A 20,412-nucleotide genomic window follows, 5' to 3' on the forward strand; every position below is an offset into this window, starting at 1 on the left:
GGCAGCTTGAGGTGGGCAGACAGCACTGGGACATCTGCGGCGGGTGTCTATGTTCTGGAGGGGCGGTGTCCGGGCAGGGGTGGGGCTTTCGATTGATAGCTGTGCCCGGTGGGGGTGCTGATTTCCAGGGTGTGCGTACCCCCGTGCACGTCGGCATGTATGGCTTTGGTGGTCCAGCCGGGGTTTTCCTTGGTGTGGTTGCACGCCTCGCACAGACCTGCACCGTTGGCGAGGTTCGTTTTCCCTCCGGAGCGCCAAGGAACCACATGGTCGATATGCCGGATGGGCGCATCGCAGTACGGCGTCCGGCAGGTGTCATCGCGGGTTTCGATGAAACGCCGGAGCCTTGTCGGGAAGAGCCGGGCTTTGGAGTCCATGGCCAGGAGCTCGCCACTGGCCGGCGCGGTGTAGAGCCGGCGAAGCCAGACAGTTAGCTCCTGGTCCTGGGGTGCTTGCTCCTCACTAACAAGGGTTCTGCCCCATTCGGCGGGGACGATTCCGTAGCCCTTTAGCCGGGCCGGTTCGCTGTCACCTTGGAAGAGGGTGCGGTCGGTCATGACGAGCTGAAGATCCACACCGCTGATCCCGCCGGGCGTGCCGGTGACGCGTTCGACCAAAGTGTCGGCCATGACCTGACCGCGGGTGCCGGCGTCCCCGCTGGAACGGGCCGAATCAGCAGCCCGGCACAGAGCAGCGTAAACAGCCACCCCTTGCGCGACCGGCAGCAAGGCAGTCAGGTAGGTCATCGTGTCAGGAGCAGGCCGCAGGCTCACCGTCCGCTCGGCGGCGGCACGGCTGGCACGCCCGGCCACCGACCGCGGATCCCGCCGATATGCGGCCGCTTTCGCCGCCGCAACGATCGCCTTATCGCCCTTCCCGTCAAAAGTCCCGGTATCGGCGGCGAGCTCCTCATCCACCGCGGACCGGTCCTCAACAGACAAGCACGCCGTCTCCTTCACCAACAGCGTCGCCCGCCACTCATTCAACTGCCCCGACTTCAAAGCCGCCAACGTCCGCGGCATCTCCATCACAAGGGCCTTCGCCAAACCCAGCAACCGTGACCCGCGGTTCGGTGACTCCCGCCGGGCCAACGCCACTTGAGCACCCACGCCACTGCCACGTTCCGAGACAGGAACACCGGCCTCGGCCTGCTCGGCACGCTGGGCAAGATCAAACGCCACAGCAACCCGCGCCTGCAAAGCGGTAATGGCCGACTTCATCTCCTCCAACACCCGCAACTGCTCGACCAGGTCAGCGCTGACAGTGTTGGCCTCAACCGCGCCGGGCTGAGACACGCCTCGGGAACTGGCATGAAGAGGCGCAGCGGACACCGCTGTCTTCGCTTGCCTCTCCCCAATTCGCTCCATGCCCTAACTCTGGCAGCAGGCACCGACAATATTAGACGGTTCGCGTGAGGCCGCGATTGAACCATCCCGCCCTTGTCGGCGTCTTCACATGAGGGGAGGATAAGTGCCATCTTCGGGAGGGTCACCATGACTCAGCTGGGCAAGTTTGAGAAGTACTTGATCGAAGAGTTCTACGACGACTTCCGGTCGGGGGACATGTCGCACAAGACGTTCACCAGGCGGGTGGCGTTCATTATGGGAAGCATGACCGCGGCCGCGGCGGCCATGACTTTGGTGGGCTGCACGCCTGACGAGGTTCCCAGGACCACGGACCCAATGCCAACGCCTTCGCCCACGTCCTCGGCGGCATCTCAAGGGACGGCCACAACTGCAGTTCCCAACGCCAAGAGTCCGTTATCTGTCCCGGAAGGTGCTGCGGGCCTGGCAACAGCGACAGTGAAGCTCGAGTCCGGCGGCACAGAGATCAGTGGTTACCTGGCCCGGCCCGGGGGGAGCCAAAAGGGTCCCGCCGTCTTGATCTGCCATGAAAACCGAGGGCTCACACCGCACATCCAGGACGTCGCCCGACGCTTCGCCAAAGAAGGGTACGCGGCGCTGGCGCTGGATTTGCTGAGCAGGGAGGGCGGCACAGCGAATATGGACCCCGACGCTGTCCCTGGCGCCCTTACTCAGGCCGGCGCTCAAAGGCACGTGGACGATTTCAAAGCCGCCTTCGAATACCTCAATGGCCAAGACTTCGTGGAGTCGGGCAGGATCGCGATGGTCGGCTTCTGCTTCGGCGGCGGCATCACATGGCAGGCATCAACGGAGATCAACGGCCTCAAAGCAACATCCGCCTTCTACGGTCCGGCACCGGACTTGGCCAAAGTTCCCACCATCAAGCCGGCCGTGTTCGGGGTGTATGCCGAAAACGATGCACGTATCACTGGTGCGATGCCTCAGCTCAGGGACGCCTTGGCCGCCAGCCAGGTCAAGAACGAACTCAAGGTGTACCCCGGCGTGGACCACGCCTTCCACAATGACACGGGCGAGCGCTACGTGGAGGCTCAGGCCACTGCAGCGTGGAACGACACCCTGAAGTGGTTCAAGGACAACGTCTAAGACACCCCTAGCCCTGCAATCGCGCAGCCTCGCTCCCCAGCTCGGCCTCCAAGGTCTCGATACTCGGCAGGCTTGCCACCAGCTCATCGGGCAAGGAGTCAGCAAGGGAGGTTTTCCACTCGGCAATGCCCACGGGAGCGTTGAACCCGCGCAGTGCATACTCCGCTACCACGCTGTTTTTCTCCTTGCACAGCAGCAGGCCGATGGTTGGCTTGTCGTCCGGGTGCGCCATGAGATCGTCCACGGCCGCCATGTACATGCCCAGCTGCCCCAGGAACCCAGGCTCGAACTTCACGGCCTTGAGTTCGATCACCATGTAGCAGCGCAGCTTCAGATGATAGAAGAGCAGATCTGCGAAGAACTCGTCCCCGGCAATCTCCAACCGCACTTGCTCACCAACAAAGGCGAAACCTTGGCCTAGCTCCAGCAGGAATTTCTCCACGTGTTTCACCAACTGCAGCTCCAGGTCCCGTTCGGTGTGCCGATCACTCATGGACAGAAAGTCAAAGACGTAGGGATCCTTGGTCGCCTGCTGCGCGAGGTCCGAATCGGCAGGGACCATGGTGGTTTTGAAGTTGGTGATTGCTTGCCCTGAGCGCTCGTGCAGGCGCTTTGAGATCTGGTGGGTAAGCACGTTGCGTGACCATCCGTGTTGGGCAGCCGCCGCGGCGTACCAAAGGCGCGTGGCGGCGTCGTCGAGCTTTTCCAGCAGTGCGATCTGGTGGTACCAGGGCAGTGTTGCAAGCGGCGCTTGCAACATTGGAAAGTCCGGCCATGCTTGGGCGAAGCTCTTCATGTACCTCAGGTTTCTGGGGGAGAAGCCTTTCGCTTCCGGGAACCGGGTCCGGATGTCGGCGGACAAGCGGGTGACGACCTTGGCTCCCCATCCTTGCTCGGATTCCCTTTCGGCGAGCTGCCGGCCGATGCTCCAGTAAGAGTTCAGCAACTCACTATTGGCTGCAGCCAGCGCCCGGGTCCTGCCGACACGGACTTCTTTAGCCACCGTGCTGAGCAGGGCGGGGTACCAGTCGGGCATGGACGATGCAGCCGGGACACCCGGGAATGAGGCCTCGGTAGCGAGCTCTTGGGACGGCATGTGTCTCCTGTCGATTGCTGTTGGCATGACGCTATGGGGAGGCACTGACAAAATAGACGGGTGAGTGAAGCGGCCGAATTTGTGGACTACACGCTGCAGCGTGAGTCGTCCTGGGAGAAGGCCGATGAGGCCAGCGAGCGTCTCGGCGAAACCTTGAAGGTGTATGGCGCGTCCGTGGGCGCGGTGCGTGGCACGGTCCGGGATGCGCTGAAGCGGTACAAGAACCTCAACCATGACGACATCACCGCCCTGAGCTCGGAGCTGTGGGCAGAGCCTGTCTTTGAACGGCGCCTTGCAGCGGTGGTTCTGCTGCAAACCAAGGTCGGGCTCCTCGTCAACACGGATCTGACCCGCATCGAGGGTTTCGTCAGGCACGCCGGGACCCGGGAACTGGTGGATCCGCTGGCCAGAGACGTGGTGCGGCCCCTGCTTGCCCGGCTGGACGGACTGGCGAGAGACCGCGCAGATCGGGTGATGGAGCGTTGGGCGGCTGATCCGGACCCCGAATTACGCCGCGCTGCTGCCCTGGCCACAGGCTCCGCGACCCCTTGATAAGCATCGGCGACCCGCCTAGCGTTTCCCTCAACACATGCCAGTGAGCTGAGAGGCAGATTGTTCGATGAAATCGCTATGGCTTGACCGCAAATCTCACTTCACGTCTGACGCAATCCCCGATGAGAAGCACTTTGACACGATTGTGGTGGGCGCGGGCCTCACCGGAATGGTCGCAGCGTTGCTCTTGTCCCGGTCCGGCCAGCGCGTGGTGGTTTTCGAGGCCCGAACACTTGGCGCTGTGACCACGGGCAACACCACTGGCAAACTGAGCCTCCTACAGGGCGGTGTGCTTTCCGCGTTGCGCAGTCAGTACTCGCTGAAGGTGGTCCAGGCTTATGTGGAGGCCAACAAGACCGGACAAGCCTGGCTTGCGCAGTACATGGAACAGCAAGGCGTCCCCTTCCAGCGCAGGACCGCGGTCACCTTCGCAACCACCGACGACGGCGGCCAGCGGCTCCGCAAGGAAGCTGCCGTTTCGCGGGACGCGGGTTTGGATGTCCATTTCAGCCGTGATCCCGGATTGCCGTTCACGGTGGTGGAGGCGCTGGAGCTCGAAGACCAAGCGCAGATCCACCCCATGGATGTCCTTGAGACCCTCGCCAGCGATATCCGGGAACACGGCGGCCTGATCGTTGAAGGCGTGCAGGTCCAGAACGTGGGCTCAGAACTGCCGTTGAAAGTGGATACCCGCAAAGGAACCTTCACGGCTGACACTGTGGTGATAGCTACGGGCACCCCGATCCTGAATCGCGGCCTGTACTTTGCCAAGCTGGAACCCAATCGTTCCTATGCAGCAGCGTTAAAGGTCCCTGGCGATATTCCCAAGGGCATGTACCTGTCCATCGATTCACCTACCCGCTCCCAGCGCACGCAGCCCACTCCCGAGGGGGAGCTGCTCCTGGTAGGCGGCTACGGGCACACAGCGGGCCGGGCAAAGTCGCCTAAGTCCCACCTTGATGACCTACTCGGATGGGCAACGCAGCACTACCCCGGAGCAGAGGTCACCCACACGTGGTCAGCCCAGGACTACCAAGCCACCAACCTGATGCCGTTCTTCGGCAAGATGCCAAGGGGCCGTGGACGAATCTTCTTCGGCACCGGCTACAACAAGTGGGGGATGAGCAACGGAGTCGCCGCTGCCTTGTCCATCACCTCGGACATCCTGGGCGGACAGTCCGACTGGGCCACGGCCATCCATCACCGGGTCACTTCACCCCAGGGTGCCATCCAAGCTATTCGCCTCAACGCGAGCACCACCAAATGGATGGTTGAGGACAAGGCCAAGGTCAGGAGCAACCCTGAAATCACTGACGAAACGCGCCCACCGGAAGGCAGCGGCGTCGTAGGGCTCTACAGGGGCGAGCCCGCGGCGGTGTCCACCGTTGACGGGAAGGTCTGCATGGTGTCCGCCAGTTGCGCTCACTTGGGCGGATTGTTGACCTGGAACGACGCTGAGAAATCGTGGGATTGCCCCTTGCACGGGTCGCGCTTCACCCCGGAGGGCAAGTACCTTGAGGGCCCGGCCACCCGGCACCTGCGGAAGTCGCCGGTCAAGAAGGAGGACTAGCTAAACCGATCGACGCGCCGTTGGGCTTGGTCCGCGGCGCGTCGTTGCTGGGTTGCGGCACGCACGGCGCGTTTCTTGTCCGATTCGGCGGACTCGACGTCACGGGTGAGCCCAATGAGTTCGGCTTCAAGGGCGGCCAGGCGCTTTTTTGCTTCCTCTATCTCGGATTTGAGGTCTATCCGGCGGTCGGCCAACTCATTGACCGCGTCCCACGCTTTGGACGCTGCTTCCTCGGCCTTTTGAGCTTCTTTGTCGGCTGCCTCGAATTCGCTGCGAGCTTCTTCCAACGCCGCCTGTTGCTTGGCAGCGCGCCGATCGGCCAATGACGTCGCTTCGTCTTTTGGTTCCTTCTCCTTCCGCGGTGACGGTTGCTTAGCGGGGCTTGGGGATTCCTTTTTGGCTGTCCTCTTGGGCGAAGCCTCGGCGGCCGCATTTGCTCTCGGGTCAGCTGTGTCTTCCGGTCCTGCCGCGGCCACGGCACCCGTGAGGTCCACGGACTCGAATCCACTGCCGCTCAGCCCCCTCACCAACCGGCCTGTGCCCACTGCCGCAGCGGCACCGGCATCAGCCATGGCCGCCCTGAACGTCTGTTCGACGTCGGAAGCTGCGGCTGCGCTCAGCGGCGCCCCCAGCTCACCTGCCAGGTCCTTGGCGGCATGGACAGCCGATGTCAGCTGTCCTTGCCGTTGTTGCCCCAGCTCGCGAAAGGTATCTGCGTCGCCCTCTTCCTGGGCCGTTCTGAGCGAAACGCCAAAACGCACGACGCCGTCAATCACCTCGGGCTTGTGAACGGCCAGCATGTTGATGGCCCAGGCTCCGGCGGCGGGCTTGGGGAGACCGGCGATTTCTTTCGCCAGGTCCTTGTCGCCTCCATCTTTCGCTTTGCGGGCCAGGGCGGTGCGTTCTGCCGTGAAGTCACGGGGCATCACGGCGTACAGCTCCATGGCGGCGTCGCGGAGGTCCATGACCTCATCCTAGGGTTTTATCCGGGCGGCCAACGGGACCAAATCCACGGTGAGCCGATGCTTAGGGTAGCCTAAGTCGAGTGGATCAGATCATGAGCTTGCCCTTCGGCGTCGCCCTCGCGGCGCTCTTCGCGATTGTCATGATCCGCGTCAACGTCACGTACTGGATTGGCCGGGGAGCTGTGGCCGGATTGGCCCACACTCGATTCGGCACTTCGCTGGAGCGTCCCAAAGCAGCCCGTGCCCAAGCCCTGATTCAGCGGTGGGGGCCGTACGCCGTCGTACTTTCTTTCCTGACTATTGGGCTCCAGACGGCCATCAACCTGGCCGCCGGTGCGGCGCGCATGCCGCTGCGGCGGTACCTTCCGTCGGCCATAATTGGTTCGGTCATTTGGGCGCTGCTGTACGCGACCATCGGCCTGGCAGCGCTGGAGGCGTGGCTGGCGGTGGCAGCGGCGTCGCCCGTTGCAGCCGGGCTGGGAGTTGCGGCCGTGGCTGCCGTCATCGTCTGGGTGGTGGTTCGCAGGCGTCGTTCTGCGAGCAAATCAGCGGATACAGTGGTCTGAGTTCTACTGCTGGATCGGCGAAAGGCCTGGGTTGACTACTGCATTACCGGAACTGGCGGACGGCGATTTTTACTACGAATCACTGGGCGAGGGCCGATACCGGTCCACCATCCATGCCCAAGGTGCCTGGAATCCCCACGAACAACACATGGCTCCCGCCTCGGGCATCATCGCCGATGCCCTGGTCCGCCATGAGCCACGGAACGACGTCCGCCTGGCGCGGATCAGCTACGAAATCCTCGGGCTCATCCCAAGCGGCGAGTTTCAGGTCACGACCTCGACGCTGAGGCCGGGCAGGACCATTGAACTTATCCAGGCAGAGCTTTCGGCGGGAGGCCGTGTGGCCATCCGTGCTGCCGCCTGGCGCATGGTCACCAGCGATACCAGCGCTGTAGCCGCAGTGGAAGACGAACCAATGCCAGCCCCCGACGAATGTAAGCCATGGGACGGCGCAAGCGTGTGGCCCGGGGGTTACATTCGGTCCTTGGAGATGCGTATTGCCGAGGGACACCGTCCAGGATCGGGGAAGGTGTGGATCCGGACTTCCCATCCGCTGACGGACCAACACGACAGCACTGAGCTTGCCCGGTTGATGGGCTTGGTAGATACCGCGAATGGAATAGCAGCCCGAGTTCCTCCGGGTGAGAACAGCTACATCTTTCCCAACGTCGATCTTCAGATCCACATGTACCGGTCTCCGTCCGGCGAATGGCTGGGGTTGGACAACCGGGTATCCTTCGGCGCCGATGGGATCGGCCTGACATCCACTGTGCTGCACGACGTCGATGGACCGTTCGGCAGGGCCGAGCAAATCCTGACGTTGAGGAAGAGCTGATGCGCGACTCGGAAGCCCGCCCCAAGCAGCTTACGGTTTACCAACAGAAGGAATCCATGGGCGCCGCGGGAGACCTCGACTTCGCCTTGGAACTGCTTCAGCGCGCCCGCAAAGGACAGCTCGGCCCGTCCCTCCGCCTGTACCGTCCGGAGCCTACCGTTGCTTTCGGTCAGCGTGATGCTAACTTGCCTGGATTTCCGGCAGCCGAAGAAGCTTGCCGGGAGCTCGGCTTCGAGCCCCTCATACGAAAAGCCGGCGGCCGCGCTGCTGCGTATCATCAAGGCACCTTGGTGATTGACCACATTGAGCCGCACCCGGATGCGATTGTGCGTGCGAAGGCGCGATTCTCGGAATTCGGTGAGCTGCTTGCCGGTGCGCTTCGAAGCGTCGGGGTCCATGCCGCAGTCGGCGAAATTCCGGGGGAGTACTGCCCGGGAGAGTTCAGCGTCCACGGCGAGGACCCCGATTTTCCTGCCCACCGCATCAAGCTCATCGGCACCGCCCAGCGCGTCGTCTCCGGGGGCTGGCTGTTCAGTTCAGTGATTGTGGTGGAAGACTCGCAGCCCATCCGGGACGTCCTGACGGCCAGCTACGCTGCCCTTGGCCTCGACTGGGATCCCGCGACCGCCGGTGCCGCGAATGACTTGCTGCCGCATTTGGACGTAACGACTGTGGAGGATGCCGTGATTGAGGCTTACCGCGGTTACGCAGACATCCTCGACGGCGACTTCCAGACTCTGCTGGGCTAGTCGCCGCAGGTCCGTTGAGCCTCCTCCGCGCCGGGTTTAGGCTGAGTAAGACAGGTTTCCCAAGCACGCGGATCGCGGTGGAACAATGGGCCGGAAGAAGCACCCTATTGTGGACTCTGACGTAGACATCAGCGTCAGCCCGCCCAAGAGATCCGCTGCGGGTTTGCCAAGTCTGAGTGAAACACTCCCGCATGCCATGGCCGACATGGGGCCGTCCCGGGCATGGAAGACATTACGGGCCGTCAACCAAAAGGACGGTTTCGATTGCATGAGTTGCGCCTGGCCTGACCCGCCGGAACGTAAGGCGGCCGAGTTTTGCGAGAATGGCGCCAAGGCCATCGGCTGGGAGGCTGAACCACTCAAGATTCCCACGCAGTTCTGGGCAGATAACACCTTGAGTGCCTTGGAATCCAAGTCTGAGTATTGGTTGGGTCAGCAAGGAAGGTTGGTGGAACCTGTCTTTAAGGCTGCTGGGTCTGACCACTATGAACCTGTCAGTTGGGACCGGGCGTTTGAGGTCATCGCCCGCGAATTGAACGGGCTTGAGACCCCCGACCAAGCGACGTTCTACACCAGCGGCCGGACCAGCAACGAGGCCGCATTCCTCTACCAGCTCTTCGTGCGGGCGTTCGGAACCAACAACCTTCCCGACTGCTCCAATATGTGTCATGAGTCCACTGGTGTTGCCATGGGCGAGACCATCGGAGTGGGCAAGTCTGCCGTCACCTATGCAGACTTCGCCAAGGCCGACCTGATCATCATCATGGGCCAAAACCCGGGGACCTGCCATCCCCGGATGCTTACGGCCCTGGAGGAAGCGAAGGAAGCGGGCGCGGAGATTGTGGCCGTGAATCCCTTGCCCGAAGCCGGCCTGATCAACTTCCGGAACCCGCAACGGCCTCGCGGTTTGGTGGGCAAAGGCACAGACCTGGCCGACCAGTTCCTGCAGATACGTATCGCCGGGGATATGGCACTACTCCAGGCTCTCTCCAAGCGTGTCCTCGACGCCGAAAGGGCTGCCCCCGGAACAGTGCTGGACCGCACGTTCATAAATGAGCATTGCCAAGGCTTCGTCGGTTTCGCGGCCCATCTTGCCACGTTGAACGAGCGCGATGTCCTCACTGCGACAGGGCTCACCAGCGCGGACATCGATGAACTGGCCGTGAGGTACCTCCGCGCCGACAAAGTCATCGTCACGTGGGCCATGGGTATTACCCAGCACAAGAAGGCCGTGCCCACTATCAAGGAGATCATCAACCTGCTCCTGCTGCGCGGCAACATCGGTAAACCCGGGGCAGGGCCGTGCCCGATCCGGGGTCACAGCAACGTTCAAGGTGACCGGACCATGGGCATTTGGGAGAAGATGCCGCCATGGTTCCTGGAGGCACTCCAGCGTGAATTCGACTTTGACCCGCCCCGGCAACCTGGCGTCGACGCAGTGGACAGCATCAGGGGCATGCGTGATGGCAGGATCAAGGTGTTGGTGGCATTGGGTGGCAATCTGGTCCACGCGATTTCAGACACCGCGGTTGCTGAAGCAGCAATACGGAAAACGCGCTTGTCCGTGCAAATCTCAACCAAGCTGAACCGGTCCCATGCGGTGGTGGGTGAGCAGGCGCTGATCCTGCCGACATTGGGGCGAACCGAAATCGACAGGCAAGGCGGTGTTGAGCAGTTCGTCACTGTGGAGGACACCGTCTGTGCTGTGCACCGCTCGGTGGGTCCCTTGGAGCCCATTGCTCGGGATGTCCTGTCCGAGGTGGCCATCGTCAGCGGCCTTGCCCGAACTGTCCTGGGCGACAAAGTGCGGGTGGACTGGGCCGGGCTCGGGCGCAATTATGATGTCATCCGGGACCATATATCACGTGTCGTGCCGGGGTTTGAGAACTTCAATACCCGCATCCGCGAGAAGGACGGTTTCGTGTTGCCTCACGGGCCACGGGACAGCAGGAGTTTCCCCACGCCAACAGGCAAGGCCATGTTCTCCGTCAACGAGCTCGAGACAATCGCGATTCCCCGTGGCCGCCTGCTCCTCCAAACCATCCGGTCGCATGATCAGTTCAACACCACCACGTACACCATGAACGATCGGTACCGGGGCATCAAGAAGGGCCGCATGGTCCTCTTGGTGAATCCATCGGACCTTGCCGAGTTGGGTTTTGAGGACGGCGGCTACGTGGACGTTCACAGCGAGGCCGACGACGGCGTGGACCGTGTCCTGCCCCGGCTGCGTGTGGTCTCGTACCCCAGCGCCCGGGGCTGCGCTGCTGCGTACTATCCGGAGGCGAACGTCTTGGTGCCGTTGGATTCGACGGCGGAGGAAAGCAACACTCCGGCCTCCAAATCGGTGATTATTCGGCTTGAGCCGGCTGCCGCCCCGGTTTACTGACCCGGCGTACTGAACGGCAGCCGGTCAACGTGAGTGACGCCCCGGATCGGTTTAGCGATGGGTACCTAGTGGCCCCGTGCGATCCATTCATCCAGGTGCGGCTTCTCGGCGCCGATGGTGGTGGAGTCCCCGTGCCCGGTGCGGACCACGGTTTCCTCGGGCAGTGGGAGGAGCCTGGTCCGGATGGACTCGATGATGGTGGGGAAGTCACTGTACGAGCGGCCCGTTGCGCCGGGTCCGCCCTGGAAGAGCGTGTCTCCGCTAAAGAGTGTTTCTTCGCTGGGCAAATGGAAGGAAACGGACCCCGGCGAGTGCCCGGGTGTGTGGATCGCTTTCAGTGTTGCACCGGCAACGGTGAACTCGTCGCCGTCCACGATCGCCACATCGGGATCAATCTCGGGGAATACTGCCCGCCACAGCATCCAGTCGTCCTGGTGCAGGTGGATGGGAGCTTTGACGAGTTCCCAAAATGCGCCGGCGGAACTGATGTGGTCGTCATGCCCGTGTGTCAGCAGGATGGCTTTGACCGTACGGCCACCAACGGCCTCGCGAATTGCTTCGGGGTTGTGAGCGGGGTCGATGACAATGCACTCGGAGTCGTCGCCGATGATCCAGACGTTATTGTCCACGTCCCAGGTTCCGCCGTCGAGGGAGAATGTCCCCGAGGTGACGACGCGATCGATCGTGAGATTGCCGGCGCTCACAGCTCAACCACCGATCGCAGGACGGCGCCCTCATGCATCTTGTCGAACGCTTCTTCGACTTGGTTGATGGTGATGCGCTCCGTCACGAACGCGTCCAGGTCCAGCTTGCCCTGCTTGTAGAGGTCCACCAGCATGGGGAAGTCCCGGGAGGGCAGGCAGTCGCCGTACCAGGACGATTTGAGTGATCCGCCACGGCCGAAGACGTCCAGCAGCGGCAGTTCCAGGGTCATCTCCGGTGTGGGGACGCCAACCAGGACAACGGTGCCTGCGAGGTCGCGGGCGTAGAACGCCTGCTTATAGGTTTCGGGGCGTCCGACGGCGTCAATCACCACGTCTGCGCCGAAGCCGCCTGTCAGAGCGCGGATTTCTTCGACGGGGTCGCCTGCGGATGAATCCACGGTGTGGGTCGCGCCCAAGTCTTTGGCGCGCTCGAGCTTCTTTGCGTCGATGTCGACGGCGATGATGGTGGTGGCCCCTGCGAGCGCGGCGCCGGCGATGGCGGCTACGCCCACGCCTCCGCAGCCGATAACGGCGACGGAGTCTCCGCGCTTGACGCCGCCGGTGTTGAGCGCTGCGCCTAAACCTGCCATGACGCCGCAGCCGAGCAGTCCAACGGCGGCGGCATCGGCGTCGGGGTCTACCTTGGTGCATTGCCCGGCGGCGACCAGGGTCTTTTCGATGAACGCGCCGATGCCCAAGGCAGGTGACAGTTCCGTGCCATCTTCGAGGGTCATCTTCTGGGTGGCGTTGTGGGTGTTGAAGCAGTACTGGGCTTGGCCGCGGTTGCAGGCGCGACAGTTGCCGCAGACTGCGCGCCAGTTGAGGACCACGCGGTCGCCGGGGGCTACGTCGGTGACGTCGGGGCCGACTGCACTGACGACGCCTGTGGCTTCGTGGCCGAGCAGGAACGGAAAATCGTCGCTGATGCCGCCCAGTTTGTAGTGGAGGTCTGTGTGGCAGACGCCGCTGGTGAGGATGTCCACCAAGGCTTCGCCGGGGCCGGGTTCGGGAACCAGGATGGTTTCTAGGGTTGCGGGTGCGCCTTTGGATCGTACGACGACACCTTTGACTGCGTGGACCATGGAGATGTTCCCTTCGGGCTCTCGGAGAGCAGGTCCCTTTAATACAGCAGGGCCCGCTACGGATTCCCATTCTGTCTATCACAGGTGGCAGACAGTGTGTGGTTTGTTCCGTGCGGGCCCTGGTAGTAGCCGAGCGGCGGCAGCTTATGCGGCCAGGCGGTTCTCGACCTCGGAGGCTGAGGGGTTGGTGGCCGCGGTTCCGTCGGGGAAGAGCACGGTGGGCACGGTGCGGTTGCCTCCGTTGAGCTGCTCGACGAGTTCGGCAGTGCCATCGACTTCTTCGATGTTGATCTCGGTGTAGCCGATGCCTTTGGCGTCCAACTGCTTCTTCAGGCGGTTGCAGTAGCCGCACCAGGTGGTCGAGAACATGGTGATGGTGCCGGAGTCGGGAGTGAAGTCCACAGAGCTCTCCTCAGTATTGGTCGTTTGCACGGGGGTGGTTCGTTGTTATCAACGGTAACCCGAGCCCGAATAATTCCCGTGCGGCCGCGAAGCCGGGTTACGTCACATGCCTGCGCTGGTGCGTTCTGCGAGGAGAGGGCAGACTGTTGCCATGTGTGGACGTTATGTGATGGCCCGTGCGGTGGGGGACCTGCTCGCCGATTTTGACGCCGAGCTTGAGAAGGAGATTGCCCTCGAAAAATCGTGGAATGTTGCTCCGACGGATGCCGTTCCCATTGTGCTGGAGAGGCTGGTTGAGGACGACCTGAAAAGGCAGCTCCACGTCGCGAAGTGGGGGCTGGTGCCTTCATGGGCGAAGGACCCCAAGGGCGGCGCCAGGCTTATCAACGCCCGCAGCGAAACGTTGTTGGAGAAACCGTCCTTCAAGAAAGCTGCGGTGGCCCGGCGTTGCGCGGTTCCAGCAGATGGCTATTACGAATGGAAGAAGGGCGAGGGCAAGAACAAGCAACCGTACTATGTGCACCCGGGGGACGGCCAAGGTCTTGTCTTTGCGGGCTTATATGAGTGGTGGCGGGATAAGTCAGCATCCCCTGATGACCCGGGCCGTTGGTTGCTGTCCATGTCCATCCTGACTGCCGACACGCCGACAGCCGATGAGGCCCGAACCCGGCGCAGTGCCTCGGTGTTTGACGAGCTGACCGCCCTCCACGACCGTGTTCCCCTGCCCATGAGCATAGAAACAATGGAAGCTTGGTTGGATCCGCGGGAGAAGGACGCCGAAGGATTGGTGGAAATGGTCCGTTCCAAGGCACACGACGCAGCCGCCGCTTGGACGCTGGACCCGGTGGGTGCCGCCGTCGGAAATGTCCGCAACAATTCACCGGAACTGATTAAACCGGTGGAGGGTCTCTTCTAGGAGTCAGAGGGCTTCGGTGACCGGCACGCCGGACTGGAACTCCCGGCCATCCGCTTCGCTGAAGCCGGTCATGACGTGTCCTTTGCTCAGCCCGTGGATGGCCGACATCGGGAAGTTCCCCGTGATGACGTTGCCGGAATGCTCCACGCCCTTGATGTCGTAGTTCTCCTCGGCACTGAGGGAGTGGTTGAAGGAATAGAACGAGATCGCCTCGCCGTTCATGAACTCGATGCCGAGCCTGCGCTGTGAGGAATAGTCCTCGCTGGCAGCAACAAGGCCCACGACGTAAGCGCCGGAGCCGGGAATGTTGCCATCGATTTCGAACCGTGCAACGAGGTTGTCGTCTTCGGCGGAGATGTTGACCTGCTTCAGGAGTGCGTCATTGGTGCTCATGCCACAATCCTGCTCTGTGGACCGGCTGCCGTCCACCCCTTGGGTGTCATCCCTCCAAGAGGCGTCGGACACTCCGTGCCACCGTGGCGCTGTCAATGTCCTGCCCCTTGCGGGCGGTCAGCAGGTGCATGGCAAAGCCGTCACTGTAGTCGGAAACGGCCTCTGCCCGGGCCCTTGCCTCGGATATGCCCATGGCTTCAAGCAGTTGTGCCAAAGCCGATACCAACCGCTCGTGCCCGTCAGCCACGACGTCGGGCTGGTCAAGGGCAAAGGCAAACCGGGCACGGGTCAGTTCGGCGTTTTCATGCGCGAGTCCCATGACCGCTCCGGCGATTTGCTCCGCCAAGGTGGCTACCGACGTCGGGAATTCAGCCCCGACCTGCTGGAGCAGTAGGCGGTCACGCTCTTCAACGCGGTCGACGGCGGCCCCCATCAGTGCTGCACGGTTGCGGAAATAGTTCGAGGTAGTTCCGACGGCGACGCCCGCCTGGGCGTCGACGGCCCGGTGGGTGAGTCCCTTCAGGCCTTTGGCAGCAACGACTGCGAGCGCTGCGTCGGCAAGTTCTGTTCGGCGGTCCGGCATGGCGAAAGTCTAACTTCAACCCCTATCGGTACTACAAATGTAGTAGTACAGTGTGGCCATGGAAAAAGTGGACATCATTGGTGGAGGAATTGCCGGGCTGGCGCTCGCAGGAAGGCTTGACCCCGGCAGGTTCGACGTCACTGTTTATGAGCAGCGGACAAAACTTCCTGCAGTAGGAACCACCCTTGCCATGTGGCCTGAAGCCCAGCAAGCGTTGTCCCGGCTGGGGATACTCGGGGCCGTGCGGAATCGTGGAGCCATTATCAAAGCCGGCGCACTTCGACGCCCCTCGGGAGAAGCCCTGCTGTCCATGGAAGGTGAAGGGCTGTTGGGAGTCTCCCGACCCGAACTACTGAGACTGCTGGACACGGCGGTGCCCGGCTCCGTACGCCGGGTAGCGGGGAGGGTGGACCGCCTTCCTGGCGCAGCTGCGGTGACCGTGGGCGCCGATGGAGTCAACAGCATTGTTCGGCGGGACTTTTGGGGCAAGCGAAGTGCGGCAAAGCCCACGCCGTTCCTTGCGGTCCGCGGAGTGGTTCCCGGAACCCCGGCCCCACAGGACGTTGGAGAATACTGGGGGCGCGGTGAAATTTTCGGCTTGGCTCCTGCCATAGGTGGAAGCAACTGGTACGCCTCCTTCCGTTCCGAACTGGGCCCGGACAGGGTGGACGTAGCAGCGGCGCTTGAAGTGACCCGAAGGCGCTACGCCAACCACTCGCCAGCCGTGCGGGATGTACTCGACCAGGCCACTACGGATACGTCGCTTGCGCAACGCGTCTGGACTACCCCGCCCCTGGGCACTTACTCGCGCGGGAACGTCGTGTTGGTGGGGGATGCTGCACATGCAATGACCCCAAACCTGGGCCGGGGCGCCTGCGAGGCGCTCATCGATGCCGTGACCTTGGGAAGCATGCTGAATGCATTGCCCATGGAGGAAGCACTCGCCGCCTATGGCAGGAAGCGGGTCCTGCGAACCCAACTGCTACGGGTGGGTTCTTCCGCCATGGGGAGCATTGCGCTCGCTCAGGGCGCACAACCGTGGCGCGATGCCTTGCTGAAGCAGGTGGGGAAGCGTGTATCGCGAACCCGGGAAAGGGCTGGAACTTCGAAGTAGGTTTTGTCGGGGCGTCGGCGTAAACTGGATTTATTCGAACATACATTCGAATAAAATCTCCCGGCGTGAAGAGGTGTGGATATGGGGCTGTTCAGTGAGTCTGTCGGAGTCATCTGCACTGACACAGGCCAGCCGCAGGAAGTCCAATGGAAAGGGGTCCAGTACACAGTCACCAATGAACCTGTTCGATGGTACGAACGACGCCAATGGTGGCTTGAAGAGAGCCGCGCACCCCTGGGCAGCGGGGCTGGCCTGGTTGACCACGAGATCTGGCGAGTGCAACTCATACCTTCCACAGGTGACCCGGAAGCCAGCCGCTCCATCACCCTCGACCTGGTCCGGCACATAGGAAGCGGACGCTGGAGACTACTGCGCATCCACGACGCCGCACCAGCACGAGCCGTAGAACCCGAAGAAGCAGCGTGAACCTTGAGCTTTACCCACCTGCACGTCTCCACAGCCTTCAGCGCACACTACGGCGTCTCCTGGCCCGATGAACTTGCCCAAACAGCTGCAGCAGACGGAGCCACCGCGCTCGCCTGCACAGACCGGGACGGCCTGTACGGCACCATCAAACACCTCAAAGCATGCATGGACGCAGGTATTGACCCCATCGTTGGGGTGGACCTTGCAGTATTCGACGACGACGGCGACCACCGCACCCAAGTCGCGGGCCGCGTCGTCGTACTCGCCCATGGAAACAACAACGGCGCCGGATACAGGGCGCTGTGCCGCCTCATATCGGACGCCCATGCACGCACCTCAGGGAAAGCGGGGGGAACAGTCCCCGCTGCCGTCACCCGAGGAGAACTCGCATCAAGGACCCTTGACCCCAAAACCCTCAAACCGGTCCTGACCGTGCTGATAGGGCCCGACTCGGATGTCGGACGAGCCATGGGGGGCCGCAAGTACCTGAGGCCCAGAACCCTCTTCAAACAATGGATTGACGCCCTGCCCCCCGGCACCATGGTCGCTGAAGTGGTCTCCCACCTCAGCGCCCCAGGAGAGCCGCTCAGCACAGCCCATGCCGTGCGCATGCTCAAGCTCGCCCTCGAATACAACATTCCCGCAATCCTCAGCAACGCCGTCCGGTACTGCGCCCAGGACGGCGCCGCCACCGCGGACGTCCTCGACTCAGCACGCACCCTCAAATCCCTCCCTGAACTCTCAGCTGCGCCCCTGCTCCAACCAACAGGACTGCTCCAACCAACAGGACAGGGCTGGCTGAAGACACCCCGGCAAATGCTCCAACTCGGCAACGAAATCATGAGCGCAGCAGGCCAAGGAAAAGCCGACCTCACCAAACTCCTCGCAAACACTGAAGCGCTCGCAGACAAATGCCGCATCGATCCTGTCCTCGATATGGGATGGAAAAAGCCGGTGGTTCCCGAAGCCTCCATCATCGGCATCGACACTGACCCCATGTTTGAACTCACCCAACGCTGCGAAGCCGGTATACACAAACGGTTCCCGGGCATCAAAGGAGATGCAGAAAAACAACTGCGCTCGCGGTTGGAGCACGAGATGGCAATCATCGGCAAGCTTGGCTTTGCCTCGTATTTCCTTACCGTGGCAGAAGTTTCAAGGATGATCCTCGATATGGGGGTCAGGGTTGCCGCAAGGGGTTCCGGCGCCTCAAGCCTGGTCAATTACTTGATCGATATCAGCCAGGTTGACCCGATACGCCACGACCTCATCTTCGAACGCTTCCTTTCTGGCCGTCGGTCCACCCTTCCTGACATCGATATTGATGTGGAAAGTGCTGAAAGGCACAACGTCTACCGAAAGATTTTTGACCGCTTCGGTGCCGAACGCGTCACCCTGATGAGCATGCAAAACGGCTATAGGGCACGTGGTGCCGTTCGGGATGCGGGTATGGCCCTGGGGATGCCCGACGAGGAGGTCGGCGAGATTGCCAAGCAACTATGGAGATTCTCTGCACGCAAATTCCGCGAAGCCCTGGTGGAGAAGCCCGAGCTGCGCGATTTTGCCGGGCGGGTTGAACGGGGTGCCATGGAGGAGAACCAGCAACTGGACCTGTTGGTGGACCTCACCGAAAGACTGGATCGGCTACCCAGGCATATCTCCATGCATCCTTGTGGAGTGATTTTGGGAGATGCCACGCTTTTGGATCGAACTCCCGTTCAGCCCAGCGGTCTGGGCCTGCCCATGAGCCAGTTCGACAAACACGACATGGACCCGATGGGCATGCTCAAACTCGATGTCCTGGGAGTGCGCATGCAGAGTGCCATGGCCTTTGCGGTTCGTGAAGTAATCAGGTTGCATCCTTCCAAAGCCGAAGTTGTGGAAGCCGGGAGGCATCCAGTGGAGCCGGGAGGCAACGGTCCTGATTACATTGCCCCTGACGGCAGGATCGATCTCAACGCCGTCCCCTTCGACGACGAGCCCACCTATGAGCTGATCCGCAGCACCCACACACTTGGTTGCTTCCAGATCGAATCACCGGGACAGCGTGAGCTCATTGGAAAGATGGCGCCCCGGGAATTCAACGACCTCATCATCGACATCTCGCTTTTCAGGCCCGGACCCATGAAATCCGACATGGTGCGGCCCTTCCTGGAACATCGGCATGGCTTTGCTCCTGAGGTTTATCCCCACCAGGACCTCAAACCCGTGCTCCAGGAAACGCACGGGGTGACTGTTTTCCACGAGCAGATCTTGAAGACCTTCCATGTCATGACCGATTGCGGATTGGACAGGGCTGATGAGTTCCGACGGGCCCTGGGCGACGAAGTGCATGAGCCAGGAGTGGAGAAGTACTTCCGTAGGGAAGCGATCAAGAACTACTCTCCCGAAGTGGTGGACAGGGTCTGGGGAACCCTGAAAGCCTTCGGCAGTTTTGGCTTTTGCAAAGCCCACGGTGCTGCTTTTGCCGTGCCCACCTATCAATCGGCCTGGCTCAAGACCCATCATCCGGAGGCCTTCCTGGCCGGGCTGTGGGAACACGACCCCGGGATGTATCCCAAACGCTTGCTGGTAGCTGAAGCCCGCCGGCTCGGCATTCCCATCCTGCCTTTGGATATCAACAGGAGCCAGGCTGAATACCGGGTGGAGAAAATCCAAGAGGGCCCCGATCAGGGCAAGCTCGGCATCCGCTTGAGCCTCACGGGGATCTATGGGCTTTCAGGCGCGGAACTGAAACGGATCGTGGCCGGGCAACCTTTCGATTCCCTGGCAGACCTGCGGGCACGGGCAAGGGTGAGCAAGCCGAACATCAAGAGACTGGCCCAACTTGGAGCCTTCGATGCCTTGCATAGCGGGTCCGGTGGAAAAGCGAACCGGGCCGACCTCGTGCAACATTTGCAGGCACTCCAAAGCGGCCCTTCCAAGAAAGCTGCCGATGTCATCGAGGGACAACTGTCATTCGCTCTGGGCGATGTCGAGTTAAGGAACCTTGCTCCTGAACTTCCCGAACCATCCATGGTTGACAACGTCAGGGCGGAACTTGATCTCATGGCTGTTGATGTCAGCGAGCACTTGATGGATAGCCACAGGCCCCTGTTGGACAAACTGGGAGTTACAACGGCCGACAAACTCCTGGGCCTGCGCAACGGGACCGAAGTCCTGGTGGCAGGGGTCAGAATCGCGACGCAGACCCCACCCATGCGAGGCGGGCGGCGCGTCGTCTTCATCAGCATCGACGACGGCACCGGTTGTGTGGATTCGGTCTTCTTCCATGAAGCCCAGGAAGAATCAGGTCCCCTGCTGTTTGGTACCCGCCTGCTGCTGATCCGTGGAACGACCAGAAGGACCGGTCCCAAGGGAATCAGCCTGAGTGCCAGCAAGGCCTGGGACCTCAGCCGGCCCGAAGCATTGCCATATGCCGAACTCCTGCCCGCCGAAGTTGGGCTACCAGATGAACACACCCATCATGGGCCCCTTCACGGCATCGCCAGGAACCTTGCCATCACTGGCTTGGGAAGCTGAACAATCAGCCGCGTCCGGCCTCGACCAGCCGAATCCGGCCTCGGCGCGCTGCTTTGGCCGCCTTCGCTGAAGCGGATACG

General features: G+C 61.9%; 19 protein-coding genes. 11 read left to right on the forward strand and 8 right to left on the reverse strand.

From position 1 onward, the window contains the following. Window positions 1-47 precede the first annotated feature (47 nt). Window positions 48-1,367 carry an HNH endonuclease gene (locus AC0J5Z_RS12410; RefSeq protein ID WP_475032506.1) on the reverse strand — a complete coding sequence of 440 codons (1,320 nt, stop codon included), beginning with the start codon at window positions 1,365-1,367 and terminating at the stop codon, window positions 48-50. A gap of 126 nt (window positions 1,368-1,493) precedes the next feature. On the opposite strand from AC0J5Z_RS12410, the gene AC0J5Z_RS12415 reads away from it, so the two are divergent. Beyond that, window positions 1,494-2,468, forward strand: a complete 975-nt coding sequence (locus AC0J5Z_RS12415; RefSeq protein ID WP_475032509.1) for a dienelactone hydrolase family protein — start codon at window positions 1,494-1,496, stop codon at window positions 2,466-2,468. 7 nt (window positions 2,469-2,475) lie between these two features. On the opposite strand, the gene AC0J5Z_RS12420 is transcribed toward AC0J5Z_RS12415, so the two are convergent. Further along, window positions 2,476-3,564: a PDDEXK nuclease domain-containing protein gene (locus tag AC0J5Z_RS12420; RefSeq protein WP_475032512.1), complete on the reverse strand. Its 1,089-nt coding sequence runs from the start codon at window positions 3,562-3,564 to the stop codon at window positions 2,476-2,478. 60 nt (window positions 3,565-3,624) lie between these two features. On the opposite strand from AC0J5Z_RS12420, the gene AC0J5Z_RS12425 reads away from it, so the two are divergent. Both AC0J5Z_RS12425 and AC0J5Z_RS12430 read left to right on the forward strand, forming a co-directional pair. After that, a complete protein-coding gene (locus AC0J5Z_RS12425; RefSeq protein WP_475032514.1) occupies window positions 3,625-4,116 on the forward strand; it encodes a DNA alkylation repair protein in 492 nt (163 codons plus the stop codon). A 67-nt stretch (window positions 4,117-4,183) separates the two neighbouring features. After that, window positions 4,184-5,686 carry an FAD-dependent oxidoreductase gene (locus AC0J5Z_RS12430; protein WP_475032517.1) on the forward strand — a complete coding sequence of 501 codons (1,503 nt, stop codon included), beginning with the start codon at window positions 4,184-4,186 and terminating at the stop codon, window positions 5,684-5,686. On the opposite strand, the gene AC0J5Z_RS12435 is transcribed toward AC0J5Z_RS12430, so the two are convergent. After that, the gene (locus AC0J5Z_RS12435) at window positions 5,683-6,651 is read right to left on the reverse strand and encodes a hypothetical protein (protein WP_475032519.1); all 969 of its coding nucleotides are present in this window, start codon (window positions 6,649-6,651) and stop codon (window positions 5,683-5,685) included. The genes AC0J5Z_RS12430 and AC0J5Z_RS12435 overlap by 4 nt on opposite strands. A gap of 92 nt (window positions 6,652-6,743) precedes the next feature. Between AC0J5Z_RS12435 and AC0J5Z_RS12440 the strand changes: the two genes are divergently transcribed. From AC0J5Z_RS12440 to AC0J5Z_RS12455, 4 genes are all read left to right on the forward strand, one after another. Next, window positions 6,744-7,217, forward strand: a complete 474-nt coding sequence (locus AC0J5Z_RS12440; RefSeq protein WP_475032521.1) for a DedA family protein — start codon at window positions 6,744-6,746, stop codon at window positions 7,215-7,217. Between the two features lie 31 nt (window positions 7,218-7,248). After that, the gene (locus AC0J5Z_RS12445) at window positions 7,249-8,052 is read left to right on the forward strand and encodes a thioesterase family protein (protein ID WP_475032523.1); all 804 of its coding nucleotides are present in this window, start codon (window positions 7,249-7,251) and stop codon (window positions 8,050-8,052) included. Beyond that, a complete protein-coding gene (locus AC0J5Z_RS12450) occupies window positions 8,052-8,801 on the forward strand; it encodes a lipoate--protein ligase family protein (protein WP_475032525.1) in 750 nt (249 codons plus the stop codon). Before AC0J5Z_RS12445 ends, AC0J5Z_RS12450 begins: the two co-directional genes overlap by 1 nt. Before the next feature lie 85 nt (window positions 8,802-8,886). Beyond that, entirely contained in the window at window positions 8,887-11,190 is a 2,304-nt protein-coding gene (locus tag AC0J5Z_RS12455) for an FdhF/YdeP family oxidoreductase (RefSeq protein WP_475032527.1), read from the forward strand. Window positions 11,191-11,255: 65 nt separating this feature from the next. Here AC0J5Z_RS12455 and AC0J5Z_RS12460 read toward each other — a convergent pair whose 3' ends face one another. The 3 genes from AC0J5Z_RS12460 to AC0J5Z_RS12470 form a co-directional block, all read right to left on the reverse strand. Further along, complete coding sequence (locus AC0J5Z_RS12460; protein ID WP_475032529.1) at window positions 11,256-11,894, reverse strand: MBL fold metallo-hydrolase; 639 nt, start codon at window positions 11,892-11,894, stop codon at window positions 11,256-11,258. Beyond that, window positions 11,891-12,976, reverse strand: a complete 1,086-nt coding sequence (locus tag AC0J5Z_RS12465; protein ID WP_475032531.1) for an S-(hydroxymethyl)mycothiol dehydrogenase — start codon at window positions 12,974-12,976, stop codon at window positions 11,891-11,893. The genes AC0J5Z_RS12460 and AC0J5Z_RS12465 overlap by 4 nt, the downstream gene beginning before the upstream one ends. Before the next feature lie 144 nt (window positions 12,977-13,120). After that, window positions 13,121-13,378, reverse strand: a complete 258-nt coding sequence (locus tag AC0J5Z_RS12470; protein ID WP_017197512.1) for a mycoredoxin — start codon at window positions 13,376-13,378, stop codon at window positions 13,121-13,123. A 169-nt stretch (window positions 13,379-13,547) separates the two neighbouring features. On the opposite strand from AC0J5Z_RS12470, the gene AC0J5Z_RS12475 reads away from it, so the two are divergent. Next, window positions 13,548-14,294, forward strand: coding sequence for an SOS response-associated peptidase (locus tag AC0J5Z_RS12475; RefSeq protein WP_475039679.1), 747 nt, complete (start codon window positions 13,548-13,550; stop codon window positions 14,292-14,294). Window positions 14,295-14,297: 3 nt separating this feature from the next. On the opposite strand, the gene AC0J5Z_RS12480 is transcribed toward AC0J5Z_RS12475, so the two are convergent. Together AC0J5Z_RS12480 and AC0J5Z_RS12485 are read right to left on the reverse strand one after the other, a co-directional pair. Continuing rightward, window positions 14,298-14,687: a hypothetical protein gene (locus tag AC0J5Z_RS12480; protein ID WP_014921999.1), complete on the reverse strand. Its 390-nt coding sequence runs from the start codon at window positions 14,685-14,687 to the stop codon at window positions 14,298-14,300. A gap of 46 nt (window positions 14,688-14,733) precedes the next feature. Then, window positions 14,734-15,270: a TetR/AcrR family transcriptional regulator gene (locus AC0J5Z_RS12485; RefSeq protein ID WP_475032533.1), complete on the reverse strand. Its 537-nt coding sequence runs from the start codon at window positions 15,268-15,270 to the stop codon at window positions 14,734-14,736. Between the two features lie 52 nt (window positions 15,271-15,322). Here AC0J5Z_RS12485 and AC0J5Z_RS12490 point away from each other — a divergent pair, with 52 nt between their 5' ends. The 3 genes from AC0J5Z_RS12490 to AC0J5Z_RS12500 all read left to right on the forward strand — a co-directional run bounded on the left by AC0J5Z_RS12490 (window position 15,323) and on the right by AC0J5Z_RS12500 (window position 20,332). Then, window positions 15,323-16,384: an FAD-dependent monooxygenase gene (locus AC0J5Z_RS12490; protein WP_475032535.1), complete on the forward strand. Its 1,062-nt coding sequence runs from the start codon at window positions 15,323-15,325 to the stop codon at window positions 16,382-16,384. Window positions 16,385-16,465: 81 nt separating this feature from the next. Continuing rightward, entirely contained in the window at window positions 16,466-16,810 is a 345-nt protein-coding gene (locus AC0J5Z_RS12495) for a DUF6504 family protein (protein WP_475032538.1), read from the forward strand. A gap of 3 nt (window positions 16,811-16,813) precedes the next feature. After that, window positions 16,814-20,332 carry a DNA polymerase III subunit alpha gene (locus AC0J5Z_RS12500; protein WP_475032540.1) on the forward strand — a complete coding sequence of 1,173 codons (3,519 nt, stop codon included), beginning with the start codon at window positions 16,814-16,816 and terminating at the stop codon, window positions 20,330-20,332. Window positions 20,333-20,412 lie beyond the last annotated feature (80 nt).

The organism is Paenarthrobacter sp. TRD_SC_7, assembly GCF_056156245.1.

Bases quoted from the DNA above. Each gene is read 5' to 3' on its own strand.
- AC0J5Z_RS12475 (WP_475039679.1), top strand. From the start codon at position 13,548: ATGGCCCGTGCGGTGGGGGACCTGCTCGCCGATTTTGACGCCGAGCTT.
- AC0J5Z_RS12465 (WP_475032531.1), bottom strand. From the start codon at position 12,976: ATGGTCCACGCAGTCAAAGGTGTCGTCGTACGATCCAAAGGCGCACCC.
- AC0J5Z_RS12480 (WP_014921999.1), bottom strand. From the start codon at position 14,687: ATGAGCACCAATGACGCACTCCTGAAGCAGGTCAACATCTCCGCCGAA.
- AC0J5Z_RS12410 (WP_475032506.1), bottom strand. From the start codon at position 1,367: ATGGAGCGAATTGGGGAGAGGCAAGCGAAGACAGCGGTGTCCGCTGCG.
- AC0J5Z_RS12455 (WP_475032527.1), top strand. From the start codon at position 8,887: ATGGGCCGGAAGAAGCACCCTATTGTGGACTCTGACGTAGACATCAGC.
- AC0J5Z_RS12430 (WP_475032517.1), top strand. From the start codon at position 4,184: ATGAAATCGCTATGGCTTGACCGCAAATCTCACTTCACGTCTGACGCA.
- AC0J5Z_RS12435 (WP_475032519.1), bottom strand. From the start codon at position 6,651: ATGGACCTCCGCGACGCCGCCATGGAGCTGTACGCCGTGATGCCCCGT.
- AC0J5Z_RS12420 (WP_475032512.1), bottom strand. From the start codon at position 3,564: ATGCCGTCCCAAGAGCTCGCTACCGAGGCCTCATTCCCGGGTGTCCCG.
- AC0J5Z_RS12485 (WP_475032533.1), bottom strand. From the start codon at position 15,270: ATGCCGGACCGCCGAACAGAACTTGCCGACGCAGCGCTCGCAGTCGTT.
- AC0J5Z_RS12495 (WP_475032538.1), top strand. From the start codon at position 16,466: ATGGGGCTGTTCAGTGAGTCTGTCGGAGTCATCTGCACTGACACAGGC.
- AC0J5Z_RS12415 (WP_475032509.1), top strand. From the start codon at position 1,494: ATGACTCAGCTGGGCAAGTTTGAGAAGTACTTGATCGAAGAGTTCTAC.
- AC0J5Z_RS12440 (WP_475032521.1), top strand. From the start codon at position 6,744: ATGAGCTTGCCCTTCGGCGTCGCCCTCGCGGCGCTCTTCGCGATTGTC.
- AC0J5Z_RS12450 (WP_475032525.1), top strand. From the start codon at position 8,052: ATGCGCGACTCGGAAGCCCGCCCCAAGCAGCTTACGGTTTACCAACAG.